The organism is Belliella buryatensis (genome assembly GCF_900188245.1).
In the GTDB taxonomy this organism is placed as follows: domain Bacteria; phylum Bacteroidota; class Bacteroidia; order Cytophagales; family Cyclobacteriaceae; genus Belliella; species Belliella buryatensis.
In genome coordinates, this window is the sequence record NZ_FZOK01000010.1 from 106,379 (window position 1) to 129,778 (window position 23,400).

Here is a 23,400-nt window from a genome sequence, read left to right on the forward strand (position 1 = left end):
GGAAGCAGTAAAAGCCAAACGATAGGATAAAGGAATAATGCCAATATGGCAATAGGCCAACAGATGATCAAGAGTATCAACCAAAGCAGAAATGTCATCATATTTAATTTTTTTAGATCTACTCACAAAATAGCTTCCAAACTTAAAATGGGTGTTCTAATGTATAATTTCATCATTTTAACATCAGTAGATGTCCTATTTCGGACAATTATATTTACAGTTTCGGACAATTTCAGATAAACTGATCAATGTCATACTTTTAACTGATTGACATTTTGAATTTATGCTTGTAAATTCTGCAAATTTGAGCAAGAACCAAATAAGCATGCTGAAAACCTTTCAAATAGAGCAAAATGAATTCTTGAAGGAAATCGGAAACATTGCCAGATTTACTGGTAAGTTCTTCAGAACAGTCATCAAGCCGAAACAAGAATACAAGGAGTTTCTCAACCAATGTTTCTGGATCGGCTTCAAGACATTTACATTGGTGGGCATCACTGCATTCATCATGGGTTTGGTATTGACCATTCAGTCGAGACCAACTTTGGTAGAATTTGGTGCTGAATCCATGCTTCCAGCCATGGTTTCTGTTTCTTTGATACGTGAAATCGCCCCGGTCATCACAGCATTGATCTGTGCGGGTAAAATCGGATCTGGAATCGGAGCCGAGTTAGGATCTATGCGCGTGACAGAGCAGATTGACGCTATGGAGGTATCAGGTACCAATCCATTTAAATACCTAGTAGTAACGCGCGTAATGGCTGCAACCCTGATGGTACCTGTATTGAGTAGCTTGGCCAATGCCATTTCGCTCTATGGTGGTTACCTAGGTGTAAATATCAGAGGTAGTGTCAGCTGGAACCTCTATTGGTTCCAGGTATTTGATGCTTTAAGTTTTGGAGATTTGATTCCAGCTATTGTCAAAACTTTCTTCTTTGGTTTTGCCATAGGTATCATAGGCTGCTACATGGGCTATTATTCCAAAAAAGGAACAGAAGGAGTAGGTCGTTCCGCTACAACTGCTGTAATTGTAGCTTCCTTATTGGTCTTCATTATTGACTTGATTGCAGTACAAGTGACGGATTTATTGGGCTTGACATGATCGATATGAAAAATTCAACTCCCATAGTAGAAGTCAAAAATCTATATAAGTCCTTTGGAAGCAACCATGTGCTCAAAGACTTCAGCATGGAAGTTTCACCTGGCGAAAATATCGTAGTCTTAGGTAAATCTGGTTCTGGCAAATCAGTCCTGATCAAATGCATCATCAATCTGATTCAAGCCGATGCTGGATTGCTTAAAATCCTTAATCAATCCATTCAGGATATGGATGAAGATGAGGTAGATCAACTGAGGTCAGAAATTGGATTCCTTTTCCAAAGCAACGCCTTGTATGACTCCATGACCGTAAGGCAAAACTTGGAATTCCCACTAAGAAGGCATTGGAGTACCGACCATCGGAAACAAGGGGCGGAAAAAGCAGTATTAGAAGCATTGACAGATGTTGGGCTTGCACATACTATCGATATGATGCCCGCAGAACTTTCAGGTGGAATGAAAAAAAGAGTAGCACTAGCACGTTCGCTGATTCTCAAACCTAAGGTGATTCTTTATGACGAGCCCACTACAGGACTTGATCCGATTACATCAAGAGAAATCTCAGAATTGATGGTACATGTTCAAAAAAAATATAATGCAACATCGATCATCATTTCTCATGACATGAACTGTATTCGCATTACTTCCAATCGGGTCATCATGTTGATCGATGGGAAAAATTATGCAGAAGATACATTTGAAAATTTAAAAAAATCAACGGATCCTAAAATCCGTGAATTCTTTGACTAGCCATGAAAGAAAAAAAAGAATTGAATAGCGCAAAACTTGGACTAATGGTCATAGCTGGTGTCCTATTCCTAGTTTTTTCTCTATATATGATTGGGAAAAACCAAAATCTATTTGGCTCTTCTGTTGAAGTTGTGGCTGTGATGGACAATGTCAATGGACTCGTACCTGGCAACAATGTCCGATTCAAAGGAATGGATATCGGCACAGTAAAATCTATCGATATGGTCAACGATTCCTCTATATTCGTTTACTTTTTGGTCAAAAGAAAAATGCAACCAAATATCAAGCAAAATGCTTTGACTTCTATCAATACAGATGGATTAATGGGGAACAAAATTCTTCAAATAATTCCTCAAGATGGAGATGCTAGGCCAATAATTGAAGGAGATACGCTATACCCGCAAGATGTTCTCAGTACTGATGAAATGCTGAAAAGGCTTGGCTCCACGGGGGATTATTTTGAACGCATAGCTGTCAATCTTTACGATATCACCAATAAACTCAATCAAAGCGAGGCACTATGGAAAGTACTTTCTGATCAAGAAATGACAGCTGATATCAAAAGTACTATCAAGGAACTTAATCTAGCTAGTCGCAATGCTACGGCTATGACGAAATCAGGCTTGGACTTGTTGAAAAAATTAGAAGTGGGTGAGGGGTTGGTCCATACTGCGTTTACAAATGAAACGCTAAGCGAACAATTGATAGCTTCTATGGATAATGTCATACAAACCAGTGAAAATGCCGTCACCTTGATAGCTGAAATCAGAAACTGGCTGACTGAAATTCAAGAAGCAGAAGGAACGGTAAACCTAATTCTCCAAGATAGTGCTTTAAGAGCTGAAATTCAGCAAACTATATCCAACCTTGAATCAGGAACTGACAACTTCAATCAGAATATGGAAGCCTTAAAACAGAATTTTCTATTCAGAAGGTATTTCCGTAGGCTGGAGAAAAAAGAGTAGAGTAAAATCAAATGAACTAGTTTCTACCATTCCACATCTTCAAGCCTCCTTCAAATGCCATATGGTTGTTGCCTAATCTACATTTCTCAGGGACTTTGCTCAGGTGTTTGGAATTACCTCCACCTAGGACAATTTCATCTGGATTGAATGCTGTATCAAAACGTCTGACAACATAATTCACATGCTTATTCCATTTGACCAAGCCTAGTTTTTTGAATCCACGCTTGCCTACATAATCTTCAAATACACCCTTCTTGTAAGACAAATGCGCTAATTCCATGGGAACCACATGACCCTCACTGACCAAGGCCGAACCAAGTCCAGTACCCAAGCCTAAAAATAACATGGTCCCCTTGTCATAAGAGCCAAGTGCTTGCATGGCCGCGTCATTGAGGATTTTTACAGGTTTACCAAAAGCTGACTCAAAGTCAAAACCTCTCCAGCCTCCACCTAGATTGACGGGTTCGGAAGCAATTTTTCCATTTTTTACCACACCAGGAAATCCTATGGAAATCACTTCAAAGTCCCAATCTTCTGTGTACCGCTTCACCTCAGCGACCATAAAACTAGGATTCATAAAATTTCCTGATGGGATTTTTCTTCTTTCCTCTCCATTATTTACCCTAACCTTCACATTGGATCCACCGATGTCTATGACAAGTATTTTCAAAATTGATGCGTTTATAGTTCTTCTAGCTAAAACTAAATCAATTTTTCTTTATATCCAATCTTGTCATTGGACTTAAATATTCGCTATATCTAAGAAAAAAATCTTGATCTATAGCTCCAAATGGTAACACTTCAACTTGGCTCTTTTAAAGCTTACCTAATAAAAAAGCTGTCTCCTCAAACAATATTGACTTCAGCAACTCAGAGTTATAGCATAGGCAGTTCCCTGATGAGTTGATGTCGAAATTGAGTATGCCAGACATACTGAAATTTTAAAAATGAATCTTTCGCAATTCAGCTATGTTTGGAACTTGAAATGGAAATCCCAAAATCCAATTGTAAAAATGAATATACCAGATCTATCATATACCTATAGCAATCTTCCTCTGCAATTTTTTTCCTTACAAAACCCCATTCCAGTTAAATCACCTGAAATGCTCCTTTTCAATCATGAATTAGTAGAGCAATTGGGTATTGATGATCTTCAAATTAACGATTGGTTAAAAATATGCTCAGGTAATCAAATAATCCCTAATTCTAAACCTTTGGCTCAAGCTTATGCAGGGCATCAATTTGGTAATTTCACCATGCTAGGAGATGGAAGGGCTATTTTATTAGGAGAAAAAAGAGGTAAAGATGGCTTGCTTTACGACATACAGCTCAAAGGTTCTGGCAGAACACCCTTTTCCCGTGGTGGTGATGGAAGAGCGACTGTAAAAGCCATGCTCAGAGAATACCTGATTTCAGAGGCCATGCATGGACTGGGAATCCCAACTTCGCGTTCATTAGCTGTCGTAAAAACAGGGGAGCAAGTTTACAGAGAGAAAAATTATGATGGTGCTATCCTTACGAGAGTGGCTAAAAGTCATCTTCGCGTGGGTACTTTTGAATACGCTTATCAATTTACAACTTTGGAAGATCAAAAGGCACTTACGAAATACGCTATCTACAGACATTTTCCCGAATTAAAAGATGCTGATAATCCAGCCCTAGAATTGTTAAAAGCTGTTCAGCAGCTACAAATCAGATTGATTGTAGCATGGATGCGAGTCGGTTTCATTCATGGTGTCATGAATACGGATAACATGACCATCAGTGGTCAAACAATCGATTATGGCCCATGTGCATTCATGAATGCCTATGATCCACAGACAGTTTTTAGTAGCATTGATTCTTCAGGGAGATATGCCTTCGGCAACCAACCCAAAATTGCTCAGTGGAACCTTTCTCGCTTGGCAATAGCATTGGTCAATCAAATCGATGAAGATCAAGATAAAGCTGTTCAATTGGCTCAAGATGTCATCAACAACTTTCCTCAATCTTATCAAAGTGAATACCTTGGGATGATGCGTGACAAACTGGGATGGCTAGGAGAGGAGGAAGGTGATCAGCTTTTAATAGATGACCTTTTGCATATGATGCAAAGATTCCAAGCTGACTACACCAATACATTTTTAGGTATTGCTTCAGGAGAGTTTCAAGATGAAAAACTATTTGAAAGCCTCGAATATCAAGACTGGTATATGAACTGGCTGAAAAGAGCAAGTCAAAATGGCCGCCCGTTAGAAGAAGCAATCACACAAATGAATCAATACAATCCACAATTTATTCCAAGAAATGATAAAGTCGAAGCAGCGCTAGATTTAGCTGCTGAAGTTAATGATTTCAGTTTATTTAAAAAATTACTGGATGTTCTTCAAGATCCATACACACCGAAAATAGGATATACCGCTTATCAATTTCCACCACAAAATCGAGATGAAGGTTATCAAACATTCTGTGGAACTTGATAAAAAATGCTATTTTGCAAGCAGATAGAAACCACCCCAAAATATTAAACCACAGACATGATCATCAGAGAAATCAGCCTAGAGGAAGCCTTGCCTATTAGGCACCTAGCCATGTGGCCTGACAAAGACCTTGACTTTGTGAGGGTTCCAGGAGACGAAGAAGCCACACATCTAGGCCTTTTTGCCAATAGGGAACTGATTTCTGTAGTGTCCGTCTTCAAAAAAGAAGATGGAGCTCAATTTCGAAAATTTGCAACCCTTCCAAAACACCAAGGCAAAGGCTATGGGAGCAAATTGCTAGTCTATATGATCGGATTTATGCAAAAGCGAGATGTCCCTAAAATTTGGTGCAATGCAAGGGTGTCGAAAGTTGACTTTTATTCAAACTTTGGCTTGGTTACAACCACAAAAACTTTTCAAAAAGCAGGAATGGATTATGTGGTGATGGAAAAAATGCTCTGAGAGTTCTTTTTAATTAGTAAAGCTAATTCAAGCTAAGACACAAAAAAGTCTTAGCTAAAAGAGCAAATATCTATAAGATCAGTAACATCCGCTAAACCCGTGTCACCGGCGTTACATCTCAAATTGTAATTCCCACTAAGACGAAAAGAAATTTTTGAATATTAGCTTACTCTTAATAAACTACAAATCATCTATTAAATGGCAATTCATTGACAAACCTAAATCCACGATTCATCAACAGGTAATCAGCTTTAATTTTTCGTTTTGCACTTACTTGGTATTGATTATTACCAATAGTAGTCGTCAGTGAATAGGTGCCGTCTTCTAACTCCGTAACGAATAGCTGATATGGATCTTCTTGTTCTGAAGAGGATACAAAATTGATTTCACCCTCATTCCATATTTGCTCAATGGTGTAGTAATTTTTTGTTTTTGCACGATTGATTGTCATGATCGTTTGCCCCTGGATGATGACTTTTTCCCAATGTGCAGTTGCTGATAGGTTTTCTTTGCCTTCAATTTCAAAATGCGTTACTTCATATACGCCTTCCCATTCGTTGAGATAAGTCCTGAATGACTGGCTAGCAACATGACCATAAGCAAGGCTCAATGGAATCAGCGCTACAAGGATAGTTTTTGCACCATAATAGGCTATTTTATCCCACTTACTTACCAATGGATAGGATATAGAGCGAATCTGAGTTGGTTGATGTAAGATAAAAAATGAAATCAGTGACTTGAAATATGGCAAAGCTATCAATATAGAAAACATCAATAAATGACCTGAAAATAACTTTACCGGAACATCAAAAGAAAGATTCACAATAAAAATATTGGTACAAACAGCTATGGAAAGTAAAGCCCCTAATAATACAGTTCTCCTAAATAGCAGCAACATACCCGCAAGGATTTCAGACACTCCCATAAAACCCTTATATAATGATGAATACCCAAAAAACCTCCATGCAAGCCCCATAGGTGAAGATTCGCCATATGTAGTTTCTAAAGCCATCAAACTAGGACTTGGAAACTGACCATGCAAAAACTTAATCACTCCATAAGACACCAATGTAATACCAATAAAATACCGCGCATAAACCAATGCAGCAGGATAGACCTTGTGAATAAAATCATATTTTCTAAAAACAAGCCTAATTACCAACACAATAATCACAGCTACCAAAGAATAGCTCAATAAGGCAACATAATCTAAGGTGGTATCCCCACTGCCATTCATTTCCTGATAACTTACAGGCTTGTAACCTAAAAGGTACTCGGCAGTCCAAATATTAAGTTTGGCTTTGAAATTATTGATCTGCTTTCCCAGTAATTGATAACCATAAGGCATGTAGTTGATTGGAAATGGAAAACAATAAATAAAAATGTACATCGCTAAAAAGAGCTTAGGAAATGTTTTGAAATTGTATAAAATTCTGTTCATAGCCTTAAATATTTAAAAGCAAGTAAATGAATTTCTTGGTAAGTCATCAATTAAAAAATCTTAAATTTTGTTAGTCAATGTTCAAAACAATTTAGAATTAAATCTTATTGTAACAATATGAAAATAATGACTTTGGTGATATTTATCTCCCTTCTTATAGTTCACAGATCCATGACAATGAATCCATTAATCTTTAATTTTGGAACCAAATTCAAAGAATTGGAATAATCTTATCAGATAAAAAATAGGGGGAATTTAAACTTTGGAAAGATTACATCAAATTTATTTAAAAGCGTAGGTATCATTCTTTTCAAAATTAAATCTTCTAATACCGCTGCATTTAATTCGCTTATATTCAAAATATTATATTTCAAAATACATTGATCCCAATATTTATTCTTTTAATAGTTTGTTTGAAAGTGGGATTATTTGTCAAACTTATTTTTTCTTTTCCGTATAACAAACTAGGTATCATAAGAAAGTTTTATGTTTAAAATAATCAAATCAATCCTTCTACTAGCCTCAGTAATGTTTTTAGCTTCAAGTTGTGCAGTACATTATGTTGGAACATGGCAGAATTATGATGAGGGAAAGGAATTAACCGATGAAGGCAATTATGCTATAAAAAATGATACCATAGGGATCTCCCACGCCTTCAATACAAGCAGTGGAAAGATTCAGATCAGAATGGAAAATTATTCAAATAAGCCACTACTAATCAATCTGACCAAATCCGCAATGACTGTCAATGGAAAGGCTATGGGCTTTGTTGATGGAAAGTCGACTATTTTCGGAAATTTGAATACTTTTGGAACAGGTGAATTTGGCGCAATTAGCTATTTGAATGCAGAAATGCAAACAACACCCAATACCATTATTATTCCTCCATTCTCTTTTGCTGAAGGACAATACACAAATATCAGAGTAGAAAAGCAAATGGTAATAGGGGAGAAATTTGACGGGAATTGGACTACCTATCCTCTATTTGATGAACCCATGTACATGAAAGTACTATTTTATAATCAGGATGACAGCCCGCTGAAACTTACCAGTTTTATCAATTACTCCTTATTGGATAAAAACAATCAGCCAGAAGTAACCAATACTTTAACACAAAACTTTTACTTATCAAGTTATGCAAGGCTGAGTAATATTAGCCGCAAAACTTTAGATCAAAAATTAATCTCTCGAGAAGACATGTCCACTTACTATGAACTTAAAGGATTAGGCTTCTTGGGAGGCTTATTACTAGGGGCGATTATAGTAGGAGCTATTGTAGGAGAGCCAGAGGAGTAGTGATCTTGTTTTATAATTATTTATAGCATTTCCTAAGCGATTTAGTACCTACTTCGTTTACTCAACTATCAGAATTCTCAGTCCATGGGTAAGCCTTCTCAAGTTTGAGTTGAAACTTTATACCTAATAGAGCTAATAATATAATTTCCTTATTTTAGCGCTATAAACTCAATAGTCAGTAATAATGAGCTTCTTCAAAGAATTACCAAAAAAGCTTCCATTGAAATTATTAATATTTCTATGCATGCTATTGAATATAAGCATTGCATCAGCCCAAGATCAGACATCAGGACCTTTCAATATCATTCAAATTGAAGGGATTAGAGTTTTTGGTAAATCCATAGATCACCAAACGAGATGCGTGCATTGGCATTCTAACTTAGATGTCATTGCTATCAAATTCAAATGCTGCGATAAGTATTATCCTTGCTTTTCCTGTCATGAAGAAGAGGCCGACCATGAGCATCAGGTTTGGCCAAAGGCTGAGTTTAATCAAAAAGCTATCCTCTGTGGCGTTTGTGGTCATGAACTTAGTGTAACAGATTACATGAACGCCAACAATACATGTCCAAAATGTGAAGCCAGCTTCAATCCAGGCTGTAGCAATCATTACCACCTGTATTTTGATGTGGAAGAAAAGAAAAAAATAAAGACAAAAAAGATTAATAAACATGAAAAAAGTCGGTAAACCTATGACAGATCAACCGACTTTTCCAATTAGATGGTTTCAATGAACTTATTCACTTCTTCTTTAGACTTACCAGTTTTCTTCTGGATTTTGCCAAGCAACTCATCTTCCTTACCTTCTACATAGACTAGATCATCATCAGTAAGGTCACCATACTTCTGTTTGAGTTTACCCTTTATTTGATTCCAATTTCCCTTCATTTTATCTTTTATCGCAGTCATATTTTTCTTGTTTATAAGATTTAATATTGCATTAATTAACGTTTCTCTTTTTGATCATCTCTTTGATCACGATCAGCTTGCTCGTTACTTCTCACAAATTGACCTGATTTTTGATCCTGATCTCCTCCTCTTTGTTCTTGATTTTTCTCTGAGATGATGTTGCTGCCTTGTTTTTCATCTTTCCTTTCTTGACGATCAGAATGATCTTTTCCAGCCTGAACTTGACCAAATTGCTCTTGCTTTCTGTCATTCTCATGCTTTTCTTTCGGTTGAGAGAAATCGCCTTTTCTTTTCTCTTGATTTTTTTCTTGGTAATCTTTCATGGTAGTTAGGGTTACATCAACCTCGTTGTTGATACTCAAAAGTGAGGAATTTTTCAACAAAATAATTACATAATTAAAAGATAAACTTGCAAAATTTTAATTAAAACAGCTATTTGATAAAGTCTTAGAAATCAAATAAAAACTAATATATATCCTAATTTATGGTGCTGTGGGATTGGTTCACCTATCTATAAGTAGCGTTTACCAAGCTATATATAGCCTCTCCTCATACCTTAGGTACAACTCTACAGATACATCATTTATAAAAACAGCTCTATTATCTTTAAAATCACATCCTTATCATCCTCACAGGTCCAGCAGCACCTGGTCTTCCCATTGAGTTGAGTGGATTTAGCTTGCTATTGAGTTTGTATGTAAAACTGAGCATAATAATCCTACCCAGATTATTGGTTACAGTCTGCTCTATAAAATTCACATCGGCTCGCTGCGATACTCCAATATTTTGATTAAGGAGATTATTTCCAGATAGTTTGATTTCACCCATGTTATTTTTCAAAATAAATCGACTCAAAGAGATGTTGAGTAGGGGGATTGCCTCATTGAAATCGGTAGTCTTAGAGTTAAACTTCAGATAATTGAAATTTGCAGCAAAAGCATATTTCTCAAGGAATGTCAAACCCAATTCAACATTATAGTTTTGATTGAAGAACAATTGGTTTTGTTGAGCATTGAAGGTATATGCTGTAGATTGTCTGCTGATGTTGGATGAAAAACCGAAATTAACCAAATCCTTCCATGTAAAATCGTAACGCAAATTTCCACCTAGGTTATTGATTTGTATCCTGTCTTCTAGCTCGTTGATTTGATTATACCCATTGCTGTAATTAATATTAGGACCTAGATTAAATCTGCTATTCAATGAAGGTATAGGAAAGCCAAGATTCACTGTACCTCCAAATAACATATTACTACGAACATTGACAGGAGTGATCGTCCTAACCTGCCTCTCATCAATGCTTTGAGCGTTTACAATGGCATTTTCTGTAAAATTGGCAAATCCATTCGCAAAAAGATTAATGAACTTTCCCATATCAAAGCTATTGTAATTCAACTGCAATCTATGATTGTATGCAGGCCGTAATGTTGGATTCCCCACATAGATATTCAATGGGTCTGCATTATTGATCACAGGCTGCAACTGCTCTATATTTGGTTCATTCACAGAGGTTTGATAATTGATCATCAGGTTTTTCGTATTGCTCATGCTGTAATTCATCCTGAGGCTTGGAAGCAAATTCTGAAAGTTATTACTTATCGTATCATCAAATAGGAGTAACTCTCCATTAAGAGCTGTCGCTTGCAGGGCTAGTCCTGCTACCAAATTGTATTTTCCCGCATTATAAGACACATTAGCTCCAGGTCGATGATAGGTATAGACAGCATTGAATTGATTACTAAGCGCTTGATTGAATACCAGATTTTCACCGACTCTATCAAACACTGCTCTATCTACTTCACTTCGATTTTGTCTAAAATTATAGACCAATTCCAAATATTTTCTTCCTCCTAAAGGAGAAGTATATGAAACATTCGAACCATAATTCAAAGCTTGGTTCTGTTGTCTATTTTCTTGCTCAATCACTTCTACACTTGGGGATTCACCAAAAAATTCATTGGTGGCAGACAAGAATCCTTCGTAATCACTCGCATTGATTCCAAAAGTTAGATTGGCTGAGATTGTATGTCCAGGTTTGTTAAACCTATGTCTCAATAACATTTCAGTATTGGCTTGGTAGGTATCACCATTCGTCAAATTGGTCCTATTTCCTCGGTTGAGAAGATTACCAGATAAGTCCCTATTGACTGTTTCACTCCGTCCAAATCGATCAGATTGAGTAAATTGAGCATTGTTGGTGGACCGAAAAGAATTGAGACTATCTATGCGATGATCTAAGATCAAATTCAGTCTGTGATTATTGGAGGCATTATCTTGAATGCTCCTTTCTTCAAATGTAAAATCACCAGAAGGGAAGAAATTCAACCGATCTGTATCTTGTGAAATCTGATGATTGAGTTGGTTGAAAAAGTAGCTACTTCTCAACTGTGTTTTTTTCGAGAAATCTTGGTTGACATTAGCTCCATAGGCATGACTATCCATGATACCATTCATGCGCTGACCTGAATTAATCGGAATACCTGCACTTCCACCTCCAGGTCCACCCACTGTGATTCTCACTTGTCCTCCTGCTCCCCCCATACTTTGCACACCACCTTGAAAATTGAGATAATCAGTTATCGAAAAACCCTGCTCGTTGATGTTATTAGAAAGCCCTAAAAATGATAATTGTTGATTTTCTGAAAACCTGTTAAGATTACCTTGTAGTTTATAGCGCTGATCTGTTCCGTACGCCCCGGTGAAATTACCAAAAAACCCTTTTTTGAAATCATTTTTTAACTTTAGGTTTATGGTTTTTTCGCGCTGTCCATCGTCTATTCCTGTAAATTGGGATTGCTCAGACCTGCGATCTAGGATTTGGACTTTTTCTATTGCTTCAGCCAGTAGGTTCTTTGTTGCCAGTTTTGGATCAGTTCCAAAAAACTCCTTACCATCAACCAAAATCCTATTGACTGTTTCTCCTTGCGCTTTGATATTTCCTTCTTGATCCACTTCCACACCTGGCAGCCGCTTGAGCAACTCCTCTACATTAGCATTAGGTTGTGTTTTAAATGCATCCGCATGATACTCTATGGTATCCTTCTTGATGGTAATAGGAGCAATGTCTTGGATAGTAACTTCTTCTAATTCGGCTGTACTTTCCTTCATTTGAATAATGCCCATATCCAAACTAAGCGCGTTTTCAGGCCTTTCTACAAGGCGGTAGAATGTTTCCATTCCCATGAAAGTCACCTGTACCAGACAAACTTGCTCAGTAATATTTCTTATTTCAAATTCTCCTTTAGCATCACTTATTCCGAAGGCCAAAAGCGTTGAATCTGAAGGGCTCAAAAGCGTCACTGTTGCAGATCGCAAAGGCTCTGACTGACTGTCTTGCAACTTGCCCATAAAGGACCATCGGCTATTTTGCGCAGTGGCATGGATTGAGGCGCTAAGCAATAATAGAAAAATACAAGTAATCAGCTTTTTCATAATTCAATTCTAGTAGTATAATTACATTATCTATTTTCCGTTCCTTAACTTTGACTTGTCTGTAGAAAGTACGATGTACCAAGTGCCAAGCCCTTAACACCTTAAAAAGAAGCGATTGACAAGCAATTCAAGCCTATCCTCCATATCAAAAATCTGATTTATTTAATGAAGAAAACTTCCATAAAATCAAAAGCCAGAATTTTTGAATCTTCCAATTTTCCAATCTTTAATGACTAAAAACTCCTTATAAATGTCCTTACACTTCCTTGACCTTGCATTTGAACCCCCATATTTTTCATTTGCTCTTCTAGCATAGCACGGTAGGCTTCATCACTGATTTCTTGTCCGCCTTTTGGAGCTTTTAGCTCATTTTTCTTCAATGCCCTCCATTCAATTTTATCAGCACTGATAATCATGTCATCATCATTGATAGCTACTTCGAGAATCAATCCTGGCAAACCCTGGAAATTCTCAGGCCCAAGAGGGATTCTAATTTCTTCTGTATACCAAGCCTTTATTGCTCTTTGATTTTCGTCTGTATAGCTAGCACTTTTACACAGAAGACCTTGAATCTCTTTCGTCTCATTTTCAAGTTTCCAAGGAATCCTGTTAAGCTCCCTTTTGGTAAGGTATTTTTTACCCATAAACTCTCTAACCAAAGTGATCATTGACTCTTTTCTATCCTGATAAGTCTCATTAGAATTCATGGTACGCATGACCATGCGATTACCACCGCTTGCCTGATCAAAAGGATTTTCTTCCTCAGGAACAGTTCTATAAAGGCTTTCACTTGGATTAAAAAGCAGAATATTTTTTGTTACATTAAATTCAGGAATCATGGCTTTCAACTCCTCTCGCTCAGCAGGAAGTCTCTTGTGCATGTTGATTTTAGTTTGGTAAATAATGGCGCCCTCTTCAGCATGTTGGCTGATAAATGACCAAAGGGCACATAGGAGCATCACAAACATGTATTTTTTCATATTCTTAAGATTTTAATTTAATCAAAGCTCAATTTTGCTAATCGAATTGTTGCATCAAATGTAGGAAGTGAAAAATCCCGATTAGGTTAATCAAGCTGTAAACAAGGTTAATTAAGGTTAATGAGGCTAACTAGCCCTAAAAAAAGCACTTATCTTTGTTTTATGACTAAAAAGAACAAGTCCTTCTTAATCCTGATGACATCTAGTATCCTTGTGATGCTTGTACTTCAAGGGCTATGGCTACATGCTGTATACCAAGATTATAAATCAGGGTTGAAGCAAGAGACTTCTTTACTTTTCTCCAATACTGTCACTGACTTGATAGATTCCTTAGTTTGGAAAGGAGCATCGCCTCTAAGGCTTCCACCTATTCTCCCTGTAGACAGCATCTCTGCATCTGAGGCAAGGGGAGTTGTCCTTAGAAGAATAGATCAACAATTCCATAATCAATTGACCGATGGGAAATTGAAGATTCAAGTAACTGTAGATTCACTTAAGGATACTTTAGGCGATTCAGTTAGAAACAGGGTTATAAGTATAGTATCATCTGATTCAAATTTCGGTGTAGATTCGATCAGGCAATTTATCAGGCCGATCATCCAAAAAACTGATAGTATCTCTGGACGTGGAATGGAGTTTATTTTTAGAAGAGAAATCTTAGATAGTGCACTCGTATCAGAAGTTTTCAATAAAAGGCTGACTGAGCAAGACTACAACTTATCAGCTGCTGTCCGAAGGTTAAACTTTGGTCAAAACATCTCCACTGATTCAACAAATCGCTTAGTACTAGATGAAGTTATTGTTCCTTTTGGTGTTAAACTTCAGGCCGAATTGATCAATTACCAACCTTATCTTTGGTCCAAAATGTTTCCTACTTTACTTTTTGGAATATTAGCGCTCGCACTGATCAGTTTTTCCTTTCTTGTTCTTTATAAAAACATCCTCAACCAACAAAGGCTCAATCTTCTCAAAAATGACCTGATTAGCAACATCACTCATGAGCTCAAAACACCCGTAGCCACTGTAGGAATAGTCTTGGAGGCATTGGAGAATTTTGGCGTAGATCAACAGGTAGAAAACAGAAAGGAATACATTCAGATAGCCAAAAAAGAGTTGAACAGACTCAGCCAAATGTCCGAAAGCATTTTAAGTTCTTTGGTATCAGGCATGCAAAAAGAATCCAAAATCGAAATTCGATTTGATCAAATTCTTGAAGAGCAGATACATGCTTTTAAGCCTATATTACAAGCAAAAGGCTTTATTTTTAATTTCGAAAAGCAAGCAGGAAAATACAATTTGTTTGGAATTCAAGAACAATTAACCTTGATGATCTTCAATCTACTTGATAATGCAGTCAAATACAGCATCAAGACAAAGTTGATTCATCTCAAGCTTTACAAAAAAGAAAAACAACTCGTCTTTGAAATTCAAGACCAAGGCATAGGAATACCTGAAAAATATCAGAAAGACATCTTTGACAAGTTTGTCCGCGTGCCCCAAGCGGACTTACATGATGTCAAAGGTTATGGTTTGGGACTTTCACAAGTGGCTGCAGCAGTCCAAACTCATCAAGGAAAAATCAGCCTAAACTCTAAAGAAGGCAAAGGAACAATATTCACCATTACCCTTCCAACAAATGACTAAAATCCTCTATGTAGAAGATGAGCCTGCTTTAGGAAAAATTGTCAAAGAAAGCCTTCAAAGCAGAAATTATGAAATCACTATGGCCGAAGATGGCTTGGCGGGTTTGCGGGCTTTTGAAAGTATGCAGCCCGATATCTGTATCCTAGACATCATGCTACCCAAAATGGACGGCTATACTTTGGCAGAGGAAATAAGAAAAACACAACCAAAGATGCCTATTATCTTTCTCACGGCCAAAAGTCAGCTAAATGATGTCCTCAAAGGCTTCAAAGTAGGAGGGAATGACTACCTGAAAAAGCCATTTAGTCTGGAAGAATTGATCATCAGGATAGAAAACTTACTAACCTTGACTTCTGGTCAGGTAAGCAATGCGCAAGAAATCAATTTTGGGAAATTCAAATTTCTACCCCTACGCTACGAACTCAAATGTCCAGATAATACCTTCAAAAGACTTTCTCATAAAGAGGCAGGAATTCTGAGTCTATTATTGAAACATGCCAATAGCACCTTAGAGAGAAAGGAAATTCTGCTCAAACTTTGGGACGATGACAGCTACTTCAATTCTAGAAACCTTGACGTATACATCACCAAACTCAGAGACTACCTCAAAGCTGACCCAAACGTCGAAATCATCACCATCAAAGGAATAGGATACTACTTTTCTTATTAAGAGAGGTTGATTCATCTCCTTTGATGCTTATATTTTTTTTAAATCTCAATCAACTCATATTTATCATAAATCTCCTTTATTTCTTCCTTAGCGAAAAAATATTTGTCATTGAAAACATGAAATCCATAGCTATTATCTTCAACAAATGCTTTTAACATTTTTCCTTCTATTTGAATAAGTAAACCACAATCTACCAGATTAGAAAATTCTGGATTTACATCTTTAGCATTTATCGATAAGGGATGACTAATAAATGTTTCATAACAACCATCTACTTTAGCAAACATATCACCCAAATAATCTTGTTTTCCAGTAAAAAGTATTTTTGACTTTTGCTTTAACCGATTAAAAATTTGTTTTGTTTTCGAATACTCTTCAAATAAGGAAAAATGCAACATTGCTCTTGTAATGAATAAACATTCAATATTCTTTTTTTGACAGATTAGCTTTGTATATTCTTCAGGAACAAACACTTCATCATGCTTGGTCAATCTCACAATTTTAGCTTCTGAATATATATGGGGAGAATCAACATCTTCTAAAATACATTCTAATTTAATATAGAAGCTTCCAAAGTCAAATGCATAATCAATATAATATCCAAACCAAATTTTATGAGGAGTATTTTCTTTAATATACTGAGCAAACTTTACTTCTCTATCTGAGAACTTATGTACCATTTAAAGTTAATTCAAAAGTCATCTTAGCATTTCTTCGAAAAATAAAGATAGAGGATTTTTCGAATTGAACTGGAAAGAACTCTGTTTATATCGTCCTTTTCCCTTTTTTCTTCAAGCTTTAATTCAATTTTTCAATCTTTTCACTTGTCTTATCCTTAGTTTTTTTATCCAAGTTACAATCTTGTAGGCTTGTGTTACACCTAGATAGGTATTCTTGATCCCTTAAACTTTATTTTTGGCTAAAATAATCTTGATAAATCACTACTCAAAATATGGATTGATCAAGAGCTAATTTGTCTATACAACCTATAAATCTTATTAATTTTAAAAAGACATGACATCCAAATTTATCAAAATCCTAGTTTTTACATTTATAGGGTTTTCAATCAGCGCGGCAGTTTTTCCTAGTTCGAAGATTATCATCGAACCAATTGGCGAAGACATGACTCCAATAATCCGTGAGATCATTGAAAATACCAATGAAAAAGACCTAATCATTGAATTTAAAAAAGGAGAATATAAGTTTTTACCAGACTATGCTTCAGGAAAATATTTAAGCATTACAAATCACGGGAATGGTTACAAAAAGATCATTTTTAATTTTGATAAGTTTCGATCAGTAAAAATTGATGGAAATGGCTCTGAATTCATTTTTCATGGTCAAGCTATGCCTTTCTTTTTCGAAGGTTGTGAAAGTGTCAATATCAGTGGAATAACCATCGATTGGGATATTCCATTTACTTTTTTGGGAGAGGTAATGGCAATTAATGAAGAAGAAGGTTGGCGTGACATTAAACCTAGAACAGAAGGTTTCTCTTGGACAATTAAGAAGGGTAGGCTTGAATTCCCAAATATTGATGGCTTTTCCTATGATTATCCAGGAAGCACTTTAGCATTTGATCCAATAGAAAAAAGACCTATGCATGGTGCATGGGATATCAACAGTAATCCAAGATGGGTAGAAGAATTGCCGAATGGGAATTTGAGATTTCATGAACATTTAAATCATTATCCGCCTGTTGGGTCGCTACTTAGTTCAAAAGGAGATCGTGAAAATGACCGCTATGCTCCAGCTTTTGAGTTCAAAACATCTTCCAATATCATCTTAGAAAATATTACTATTCACCATGCCTTAGGAATGGGGTTTTTATTTGAACGCTCTGAAAATATTCAAATTCTAAATAGCGGAGTACATCTAAAAGAAGGTACCAACAGAGTCATCTCATCTACAGCCGATGCAACCCATTTTGCCAATTGCAAAGGGGCCATTTTAATCGAAAATTGCAGGTTTGAAAACATGCTGGACGATGGCACCAATGTACGTGGAACATACGTGGTAATCGACAAGATCATAGATAATAAAACGGTACTAACCAAGTTGATGCACTTCGAGCAAATGGGTTTTGAATTTGCAGCCCCATCTGACGAGGTTTGGTTTATCAAGCAGCCATCTCCCGAGCGAAGTGAAACAGCTATCGTCAGCCAAGTAAGAACCATCAACGAGCAATACACTGAACTTAACTTCAATACTAATATTCCAGAAGGATTGCAGCCTGGAGATATTCTCGAAAATAAGACCTGGAACCCAGAATTCACCATGCGAGGCTGTACAATAAGAAATCACCGAGCTAGAAATATCGTACTCAAAACCCCTTTGAAAACAGTAATAGAAAACAATTACTTCTCTTCTATGATGTCTTCGGTGTTTTTTAGGGGAGAGACATTCTTTTGGTTTGAATCTGGCGGAGTAACGGATGTGTTGATCCAAAACAATACTTTTGAATACTGTGCCTATAGTGGTGCCGAGCACGCGGTTCTAAATATCTCACCTAGATTAGGGAAATCATTCGATCAAACTCATTTATATGATCGCAATATTAGGTTTGAGAATAACACCATCCATACATTTGGAAACAGAATCGTCATGGCTGATAGGGTAGAGGGATTAATAATTAAAGGGAATAAAATTGTAAAAATCGATCAAGGTCCTAATCTCTATCTTGATGCTCCAATGATCGAATTAACAAACTCTCAAAACATTAGAATAGAAGGTAATAGTTATGAAGGCGAGTCTATCAAAGCTCTAAAGTCAGATGAAAAAAGCTCAAAAACCTTAAAGAATGAAAATAATAAAGGATTTAATGAAAAGTAAATTTTGATACCGACACTAGTTATTTGAAAAGATTATTTCACTTTTATTTTAACAGATTGTAAAAAAAGTAATAACCAAATAAGGGGCTCTGAGAAGCCCCTTTTTGGTTTAATATTTAATTATTAAATCTGATGATAAGATTTTTTGATAGTAACTTCTCTTCATTGCTTTTACTCGTTTGCTATTGACCAATATCAATAAGTAACTTGTCTGCATTGGCGTATCCAATATTTATTTAAATAAGGGGTAAACTAATTCCGTTTTTTCATGCAGTTGTGGGTAAAGTTCCATATATACATCAAATTCAAATCCTTTGGAAAAACATATTAGTTTTGACTAAGTTAAGATCACATTTTTCAATGATCAGTCTCCTTGGTTTTAGACTTTAGATTTGCCAAGTATTCGGTTGCGGTGATGTTCATGATCTTTTTAAAGTTGTTGTTGAAGCTACCATAGTTGGTCATTCCGATGGCGTTCATGACTTCTTGTACTCTGTCACATCCTTGATCAAACATGCTGACTGCGTACTTGATTTTGACCCTAACAATGATTTCCTTGCCTGTTTCACCGACCAAAGTTTTGAGTTTTCGGTGAAGATGCATTCTACTTAAGCCTACTTCATTAGCTAGATCATTCACTGTAAAACTAGCATCTTCAAGGTTTTCTTCAATTACTTTGTTTACATTCTGAAGCAAGCGTTGGTCATAGGAGGTATAATGGGTTCTGATGTCAAAATTGAGATTGTGTTCAAGCAAATAAGATTTAAACCTATTTCTAGTTACCAGAATATTCTCTACTTTTCTATGCAATACTTCAGAATCAAACGGTTTGGTAATGTAATCCCATGCACCAGCATCCAAACCTTTTTTCTGCATTTCTACATCAGTTTTGGCAGTTAGAAATAAAATGGGAATGTGCGAAGTCCCTTCATTTGATTTGAGCATTTTACACATTTCAATACCATCCATGATAGGCATCATGACATCACTGATAATGATATCAGGCAGTTTATTTTGGGCCATTTCGAAGCCTTGTTCACCATTATTTGATTCTAAGATTCTATAATCATGTTGCAAACTCAACTTTAAGTAATTTCTTAACTCATAATCATCTTCTACAATCAAAATTGTTTCTTCATTTACAGCTGTCTCTTCTTCAAAAACAACATCTGAATCAGTCTGAATTTCTTCTGCTTCATCACTCAAATCAGTCTGATAATCTGAATAGCGCTCTTTTGAAATTGGAAGTTCTATGATAAACTTAGCTCCACCCATCTTACTATCTTCCACCGAAATCGTTCCTCCGTGTGCTTGAATAAGCTGCTGGGCTAAGTGTAACCCAATTCCGGAAGAGGCTCTGTCTTTTCCATGATAAAATCGCTCAAACACTCTATTTTTTTGCTCGTCGGGAATTCCAGGTCCACTATCACTCACGGTTAAGATGGCAATTGCTTCTCCATTAATTTCCTTAGCTTTTAAAGAGATATCTATAGTACCTCCTTGAGGAGTGTATTTGAAAGCATTTGATAAAACATTATAAAACCCTTTTTCAAGAACATCCTGATCGAAGAAACCTACACAATGATCAAGATTTAATCTCAAATCAATTTTCTCATGATTGACTTGCCATTCAAAAGATTGTAGGTAGTCACGAATGGTTTGTCTTAAATCCCTCTTTGTCACCTTGATGAGGTTCAATCCTTCTGTTATTTTTCCAAGATCCAAAAGTTGATTTACTAGAAAATTCATTCGATTGATGTTCCTAGATACAATTTGAAGAAAAACATTCTTTTGATCTGTATTAAGATCATGCTTGAACAAATCGTTAAAAGGAGCTAAGATCAAGGATAAAGGTGTTTTGAACTCATGAGCTACATCCACAAAAAACCTAAGTTGCTTATCTCTTAAGGCTTTATCCTGATTGATTTTAATTTGGTCTAGCTGGATTTGATGATCTAATCTTTGTTTACTGTGATAGAAATAGATGAAAATAATAACTATCGAAACCAACAATAATGTATATATCAAATAAGCTAGAGGTGTTTTCCAAGGAGATGGGACAATACTGATGGGTAAATAAATCGAATTCTCCGCCCAATTCCCCTCATTATCCTCAGCTTGAATCTGCAATACATAATTGCCTGGATCTAAATTGGAATATGAAATCAACCTGTTTTCATTGGCATTGATCCATTTCTTATCATAATTTTCTAGTCGATACCTAAACCTATTCTTTGTAATACTTGAATAATCAGTTCCAGCAAATTCAAGAGAAAAATTATTCTGGTTGTGATTTAATTCTAATATTTCGGCTGAATTGATATTCTTATTTAATATCACTGATCCAAATAGCTCTCTACCAGGCGTAACGAGTTCATTGTGGATTTTAAGATTAGACAATAGAATTTCAGGCTTTTTTAGTTTGGTGTTCAGTTTTTGAGGATTTATAAAATTCACACCGCTCGAAGTACCAAAGAAAAGCGAATCTCCTAATTTGCCAGAACCTTCTGTCATGCTACTCGATAGAAGACCATCGCCATAATCATATTTCATGATTTTACCTGACTCTGGTTTATACTGAATTAGTCCATGGGTATTTGAAAGCCAAAGGTGACCAAAGTTGTCCTCCACTATACTCACGATTTTCTTATCTAAAATTCCATCAATTTCTACCTGCTCAAAAATTCTGGAATCTTGCTCTCTAACAAACAAACCAACATCTGAACCCAACCAAATTCTGTTATATTTATCTGTATGAAAAGCCCAAACTGAAGTATTGGAAATAGGGGAGTCATTCAAATCATATAATAATTCATCTTCAAGTCCCAAAAAATCTCCCTTATCATCAAAATTGATTGCTATAAGGCCTTTTGAAATGGTAGCAACAAGTAATTGTTTACTATTTTTATCATAATGCATTCTAAAAACAGTATATTCTTCAAGTTCCTTAAGTGCTGGATGCGCTGCCCACATCAGTTGATAATTATTGTTATCCTTGAAAACTATGCCATTGCTGGTTCCTAAAAAAATGCGACCAAACTCATCTCTTTCTATTGATCTAATACCTTGAGACCTCCTATCTGCAATCACCCCATTCAAAGACACGCGTTGAAATCTTTTATCTCCATCATATATCAATAGGCCTTGGTCCGAACAAACATAAAGTTTGTTATCAATCTCAGCCATCTGATTGACATATTTGATATCGTATGGCATTAGTTTTTCGAATTTTTGAGTAGCCAAATCAAAATTGAACAATCCTTGATTATTAATACCTATGTATAAATCGTTTTCCCGTACATACAAATTCCTAATGTATGGTCTATTAAGGTCATTCAATTTTAAAGAACTAAACCATGTCTTTTCAAGACTTGTAAAACATAAACCATGTCGATTCCCAACCCATAAATTGTTTGATCGGTCAAAATAAAGAGATAAAACAATGTTGCTCAATAAACTCCTATTATCTAATTGAGATGAAACAAATTGATTGACAAAATTCAAAGAAGAATCCAATTGAATTAAACCACTTATTTCAGTACCTACCCATAAGTTTCCCTGATTGTCTACTTCTAGTGATAGCACAGTTTCTTTACCTACTAACTCAAGTTGATTCAAAAATCCACCTTTTTCTAAGTCAACAACTTGGTAAAGACCTGTCAATGATCCAACTATAATCTTTTCATTCACAATCTTTACACAAGTGACGGTTGCATTTGTAGGGTCTTTTATTTTCTTTAAGATTCCATTTTCTAACAAAAAAACGCCTGAATCCCCTACAAAAAACTTGTTTCCATAGGCGTCTTCAGCAGAGGACTTAAAATGAATTTTTTTGGAAGATTGGATGTACTCGAAATATGCTTCTTTCTCTTCATTCAACTGGAGTATCCCATTACTTGTGGCTGCGTAGAATTTTTTATCATTAGTCAGTAAAAAATCATAAACTGTCCCAGTAACTTCTGGGGTGGGAATACGTACAAATTTTTCTTGCTGAAGAGAATAATAAGAAACATGCCCTGCTTGAGTACCAATCCAAAGTCTCTTTTGATTATCTTCTTTGAGCGCACTAATCCTATTATCAGGTAAACTTTCTGGATTGCCCGATACTCTGTGAAAGGACTGCACCCTTACGCCGTCAAACCTATTCAATCCATCGAAAGTCCCAATCCAAATAAATCCAAAACTATCTTGGACAATAGAGTTAACATCATTTTGGGACAACCCATTGTCAACACTCAACTGCCTGAAGTGAAGCTCTTGTGCAGCAACACCTCCAAGAAGGAAAAAGGTTAACAATAGAGCCGATAAAATTCTTGGTGTTTTAAGTTCTTGCATGTGACATTTCACTTTGGCGATCATGATATAATAATATTGATTTAGATCCAATTTTTAAGACAATTGATCATTTTGTTACAGACTTAAATCATCTTGTTACACCAGATAAAACCCATCTAAGCCGATCC

General features: G+C 36.0%; 18 protein-coding genes. 10 read left to right on the plus strand and 8 right to left on the minus strand.

Annotation, left to right across the window (positions count from 1 at the left end; all coding sequences use genetic code 11):
* Positions 1 to 325: 325 nt before the first annotated feature.
* From CHB66_RS11470 to CHB66_RS11480, 3 genes are read left to right on the plus strand one after another with little or no spacing between them, the layout of a single operon-like run.
* On the plus strand, positions 326 to 1,102 hold the full coding sequence (locus CHB66_RS11470) for an MlaE family ABC transporter permease (protein ID WP_089241163.1): 777 nt from the start codon (positions 326 to 328) through the stop codon (positions 1,100 to 1,102).
* 5 nt (positions 1,103 to 1,107) lie between these two features.
* Complete coding sequence (locus CHB66_RS11475; RefSeq protein ID WP_089241165.1) at positions 1,108 to 1,848, plus strand: ABC transporter ATP-binding protein; 741 nt, start codon at positions 1,108 to 1,110, stop codon at positions 1,846 to 1,848.
* 2 nt (positions 1,849 to 1,850) lie between these two features.
* Positions 1,851 to 2,813, plus strand: coding sequence for an MlaD family protein (locus tag CHB66_RS11480; RefSeq protein ID WP_089241054.1), 963 nt, complete (start codon positions 1,851 to 1,853; stop codon positions 2,811 to 2,813).
* A gap of 16 nt (positions 2,814 to 2,829) precedes the next feature.
* Here the strand turns inward: CHB66_RS11480 and CHB66_RS11485 are convergent, their stop codons facing one another.
* A complete protein-coding gene (locus tag CHB66_RS11485; RefSeq protein ID WP_089241056.1) occupies positions 2,830 to 3,483 on the minus strand; it encodes an ROK family protein in 654 nt (217 codons plus the stop codon).
* A 343-nt stretch (positions 3,484 to 3,826) separates the two neighbouring features.
* Here CHB66_RS11485 and CHB66_RS11490 point away from each other — a divergent pair, with 343 nt between their 5' ends.
* Complete coding sequence (locus tag CHB66_RS11490) at positions 3,827 to 5,272, plus strand: protein adenylyltransferase SelO (protein WP_089241167.1); 1,446 nt, start codon at positions 3,827 to 3,829, stop codon at positions 5,270 to 5,272.
* 57 nt (positions 5,273 to 5,329) lie between these two features.
* The gene (locus tag CHB66_RS11495; protein ID WP_089241058.1) at positions 5,330 to 5,734 is read left to right on the plus strand and encodes a GNAT family N-acetyltransferase; all 405 of its coding nucleotides are present in this window, start codon (positions 5,330 to 5,332) and stop codon (positions 5,732 to 5,734) included.
* Positions 5,735 to 5,921: 187 nt separating this feature from the next.
* Here the strand turns inward: CHB66_RS11495 and CHB66_RS11500 are convergent, their stop codons facing one another.
* Complete coding sequence (locus tag CHB66_RS11500) at positions 5,922 to 7,175, minus strand: hypothetical protein (protein ID WP_089241060.1); 1,254 nt, start codon at positions 7,173 to 7,175, stop codon at positions 5,922 to 5,924.
* 486 nt (positions 7,176 to 7,661) lie between these two features.
* On the opposite strand from CHB66_RS11500, the gene CHB66_RS11505 reads away from it, so the two are divergent.
* Both CHB66_RS11505 and CHB66_RS11510 read left to right on the plus strand, forming a co-directional pair.
* On the plus strand, positions 7,662 to 8,471 hold the full coding sequence (locus CHB66_RS11505) for a hypothetical protein (RefSeq protein WP_089241063.1): 810 nt from the start codon (positions 7,662 to 7,664) through the stop codon (positions 8,469 to 8,471).
* A 244-nt stretch (positions 8,472 to 8,715) separates the two neighbouring features.
* Positions 8,716 to 9,159 (plus strand): CHY zinc finger protein, encoded by a 444-nt coding sequence (locus CHB66_RS11510; RefSeq protein WP_089241169.1) that lies wholly within the window; start codon positions 8,716 to 8,718, stop codon positions 9,157 to 9,159.
* A gap of 29 nt (positions 9,160 to 9,188) precedes the next feature.
* On the opposite strand, the gene CHB66_RS11515 is transcribed toward CHB66_RS11510, so the two are convergent.
* From CHB66_RS11515 to CHB66_RS11530, 4 genes are all read right to left on the minus strand, one after another.
* Complete coding sequence (locus CHB66_RS11515) at positions 9,189 to 9,380, minus strand: CsbD family protein (RefSeq protein ID WP_089241065.1); 192 nt, start codon at positions 9,378 to 9,380, stop codon at positions 9,189 to 9,191.
* Between the two features lie 35 nt (positions 9,381 to 9,415).
* A complete protein-coding gene (locus CHB66_RS11520; RefSeq protein ID WP_141107395.1) occupies positions 9,416 to 9,703 on the minus strand; it encodes a hypothetical protein in 288 nt (95 codons plus the stop codon).
* Between the two features lie 289 nt (positions 9,704 to 9,992).
* A complete protein-coding gene (locus tag CHB66_RS11525) occupies positions 9,993 to 12,812 on the minus strand; it encodes an outer membrane beta-barrel family protein (protein WP_089241069.1) in 2,820 nt (939 codons plus the stop codon).
* 233 nt (positions 12,813 to 13,045) lie between these two features.
* Entirely contained in the window at positions 13,046 to 13,792 is a 747-nt protein-coding gene (locus tag CHB66_RS11530; RefSeq protein ID WP_089241071.1) for a GLPGLI family protein, read from the minus strand.
* Positions 13,793 to 13,987: 195 nt separating this feature from the next.
* Here CHB66_RS11530 and CHB66_RS11535 point away from each other — a divergent pair, with 195 nt between their 5' ends.
* Both CHB66_RS11535 and CHB66_RS11540 read left to right on the plus strand, forming a co-directional pair.
* Positions 13,988 to 15,436: a sensor histidine kinase gene (locus CHB66_RS11535; RefSeq protein ID WP_170932482.1), complete on the plus strand. Its 1,449-nt coding sequence runs from the start codon at positions 13,988 to 13,990 to the stop codon at positions 15,434 to 15,436.
* On the plus strand, positions 15,429 to 16,106 hold the full coding sequence (locus tag CHB66_RS11540) for a response regulator transcription factor (protein WP_089241075.1): 678 nt from the start codon (positions 15,429 to 15,431) through the stop codon (positions 16,104 to 16,106). Before CHB66_RS11535 ends, CHB66_RS11540 begins: the two co-directional genes overlap by 8 nt.
* 38 nt (positions 16,107 to 16,144) lie before the next feature.
* On the opposite strand, the gene CHB66_RS11545 is transcribed toward CHB66_RS11540, so the two are convergent.
* Positions 16,145 to 16,786, minus strand: coding sequence for a hypothetical protein (locus CHB66_RS11545; protein ID WP_089241077.1), 642 nt, complete (start codon positions 16,784 to 16,786; stop codon positions 16,145 to 16,147).
* A 334-nt stretch (positions 16,787 to 17,120) separates the two neighbouring features.
* On the opposite strand from CHB66_RS11545, the gene CHB66_RS11550 reads away from it, so the two are divergent.
* The gene (locus CHB66_RS11550) at positions 17,121 to 18,938 is read left to right on the plus strand and encodes an alpha-1,3-galactosidase-related protein (RefSeq protein WP_089241079.1); all 1,818 of its coding nucleotides are present in this window, start codon (positions 17,121 to 17,123) and stop codon (positions 18,936 to 18,938) included.
* A 356-nt stretch (positions 18,939 to 19,294) separates the two neighbouring features.
* Here CHB66_RS11550 and CHB66_RS11555 read toward each other — a convergent pair whose 3' ends face one another.
* Positions 19,295 to 23,272 carry a hybrid sensor histidine kinase/response regulator transcription factor gene (locus CHB66_RS11555; RefSeq protein WP_170932483.1) on the minus strand — a complete coding sequence of 1,326 codons (3,978 nt, stop codon included), beginning with the start codon at positions 23,270 to 23,272 and terminating at the stop codon, positions 19,295 to 19,297.
* Between the last annotated feature and the right edge of the window lie 128 nt (positions 23,273 to 23,400).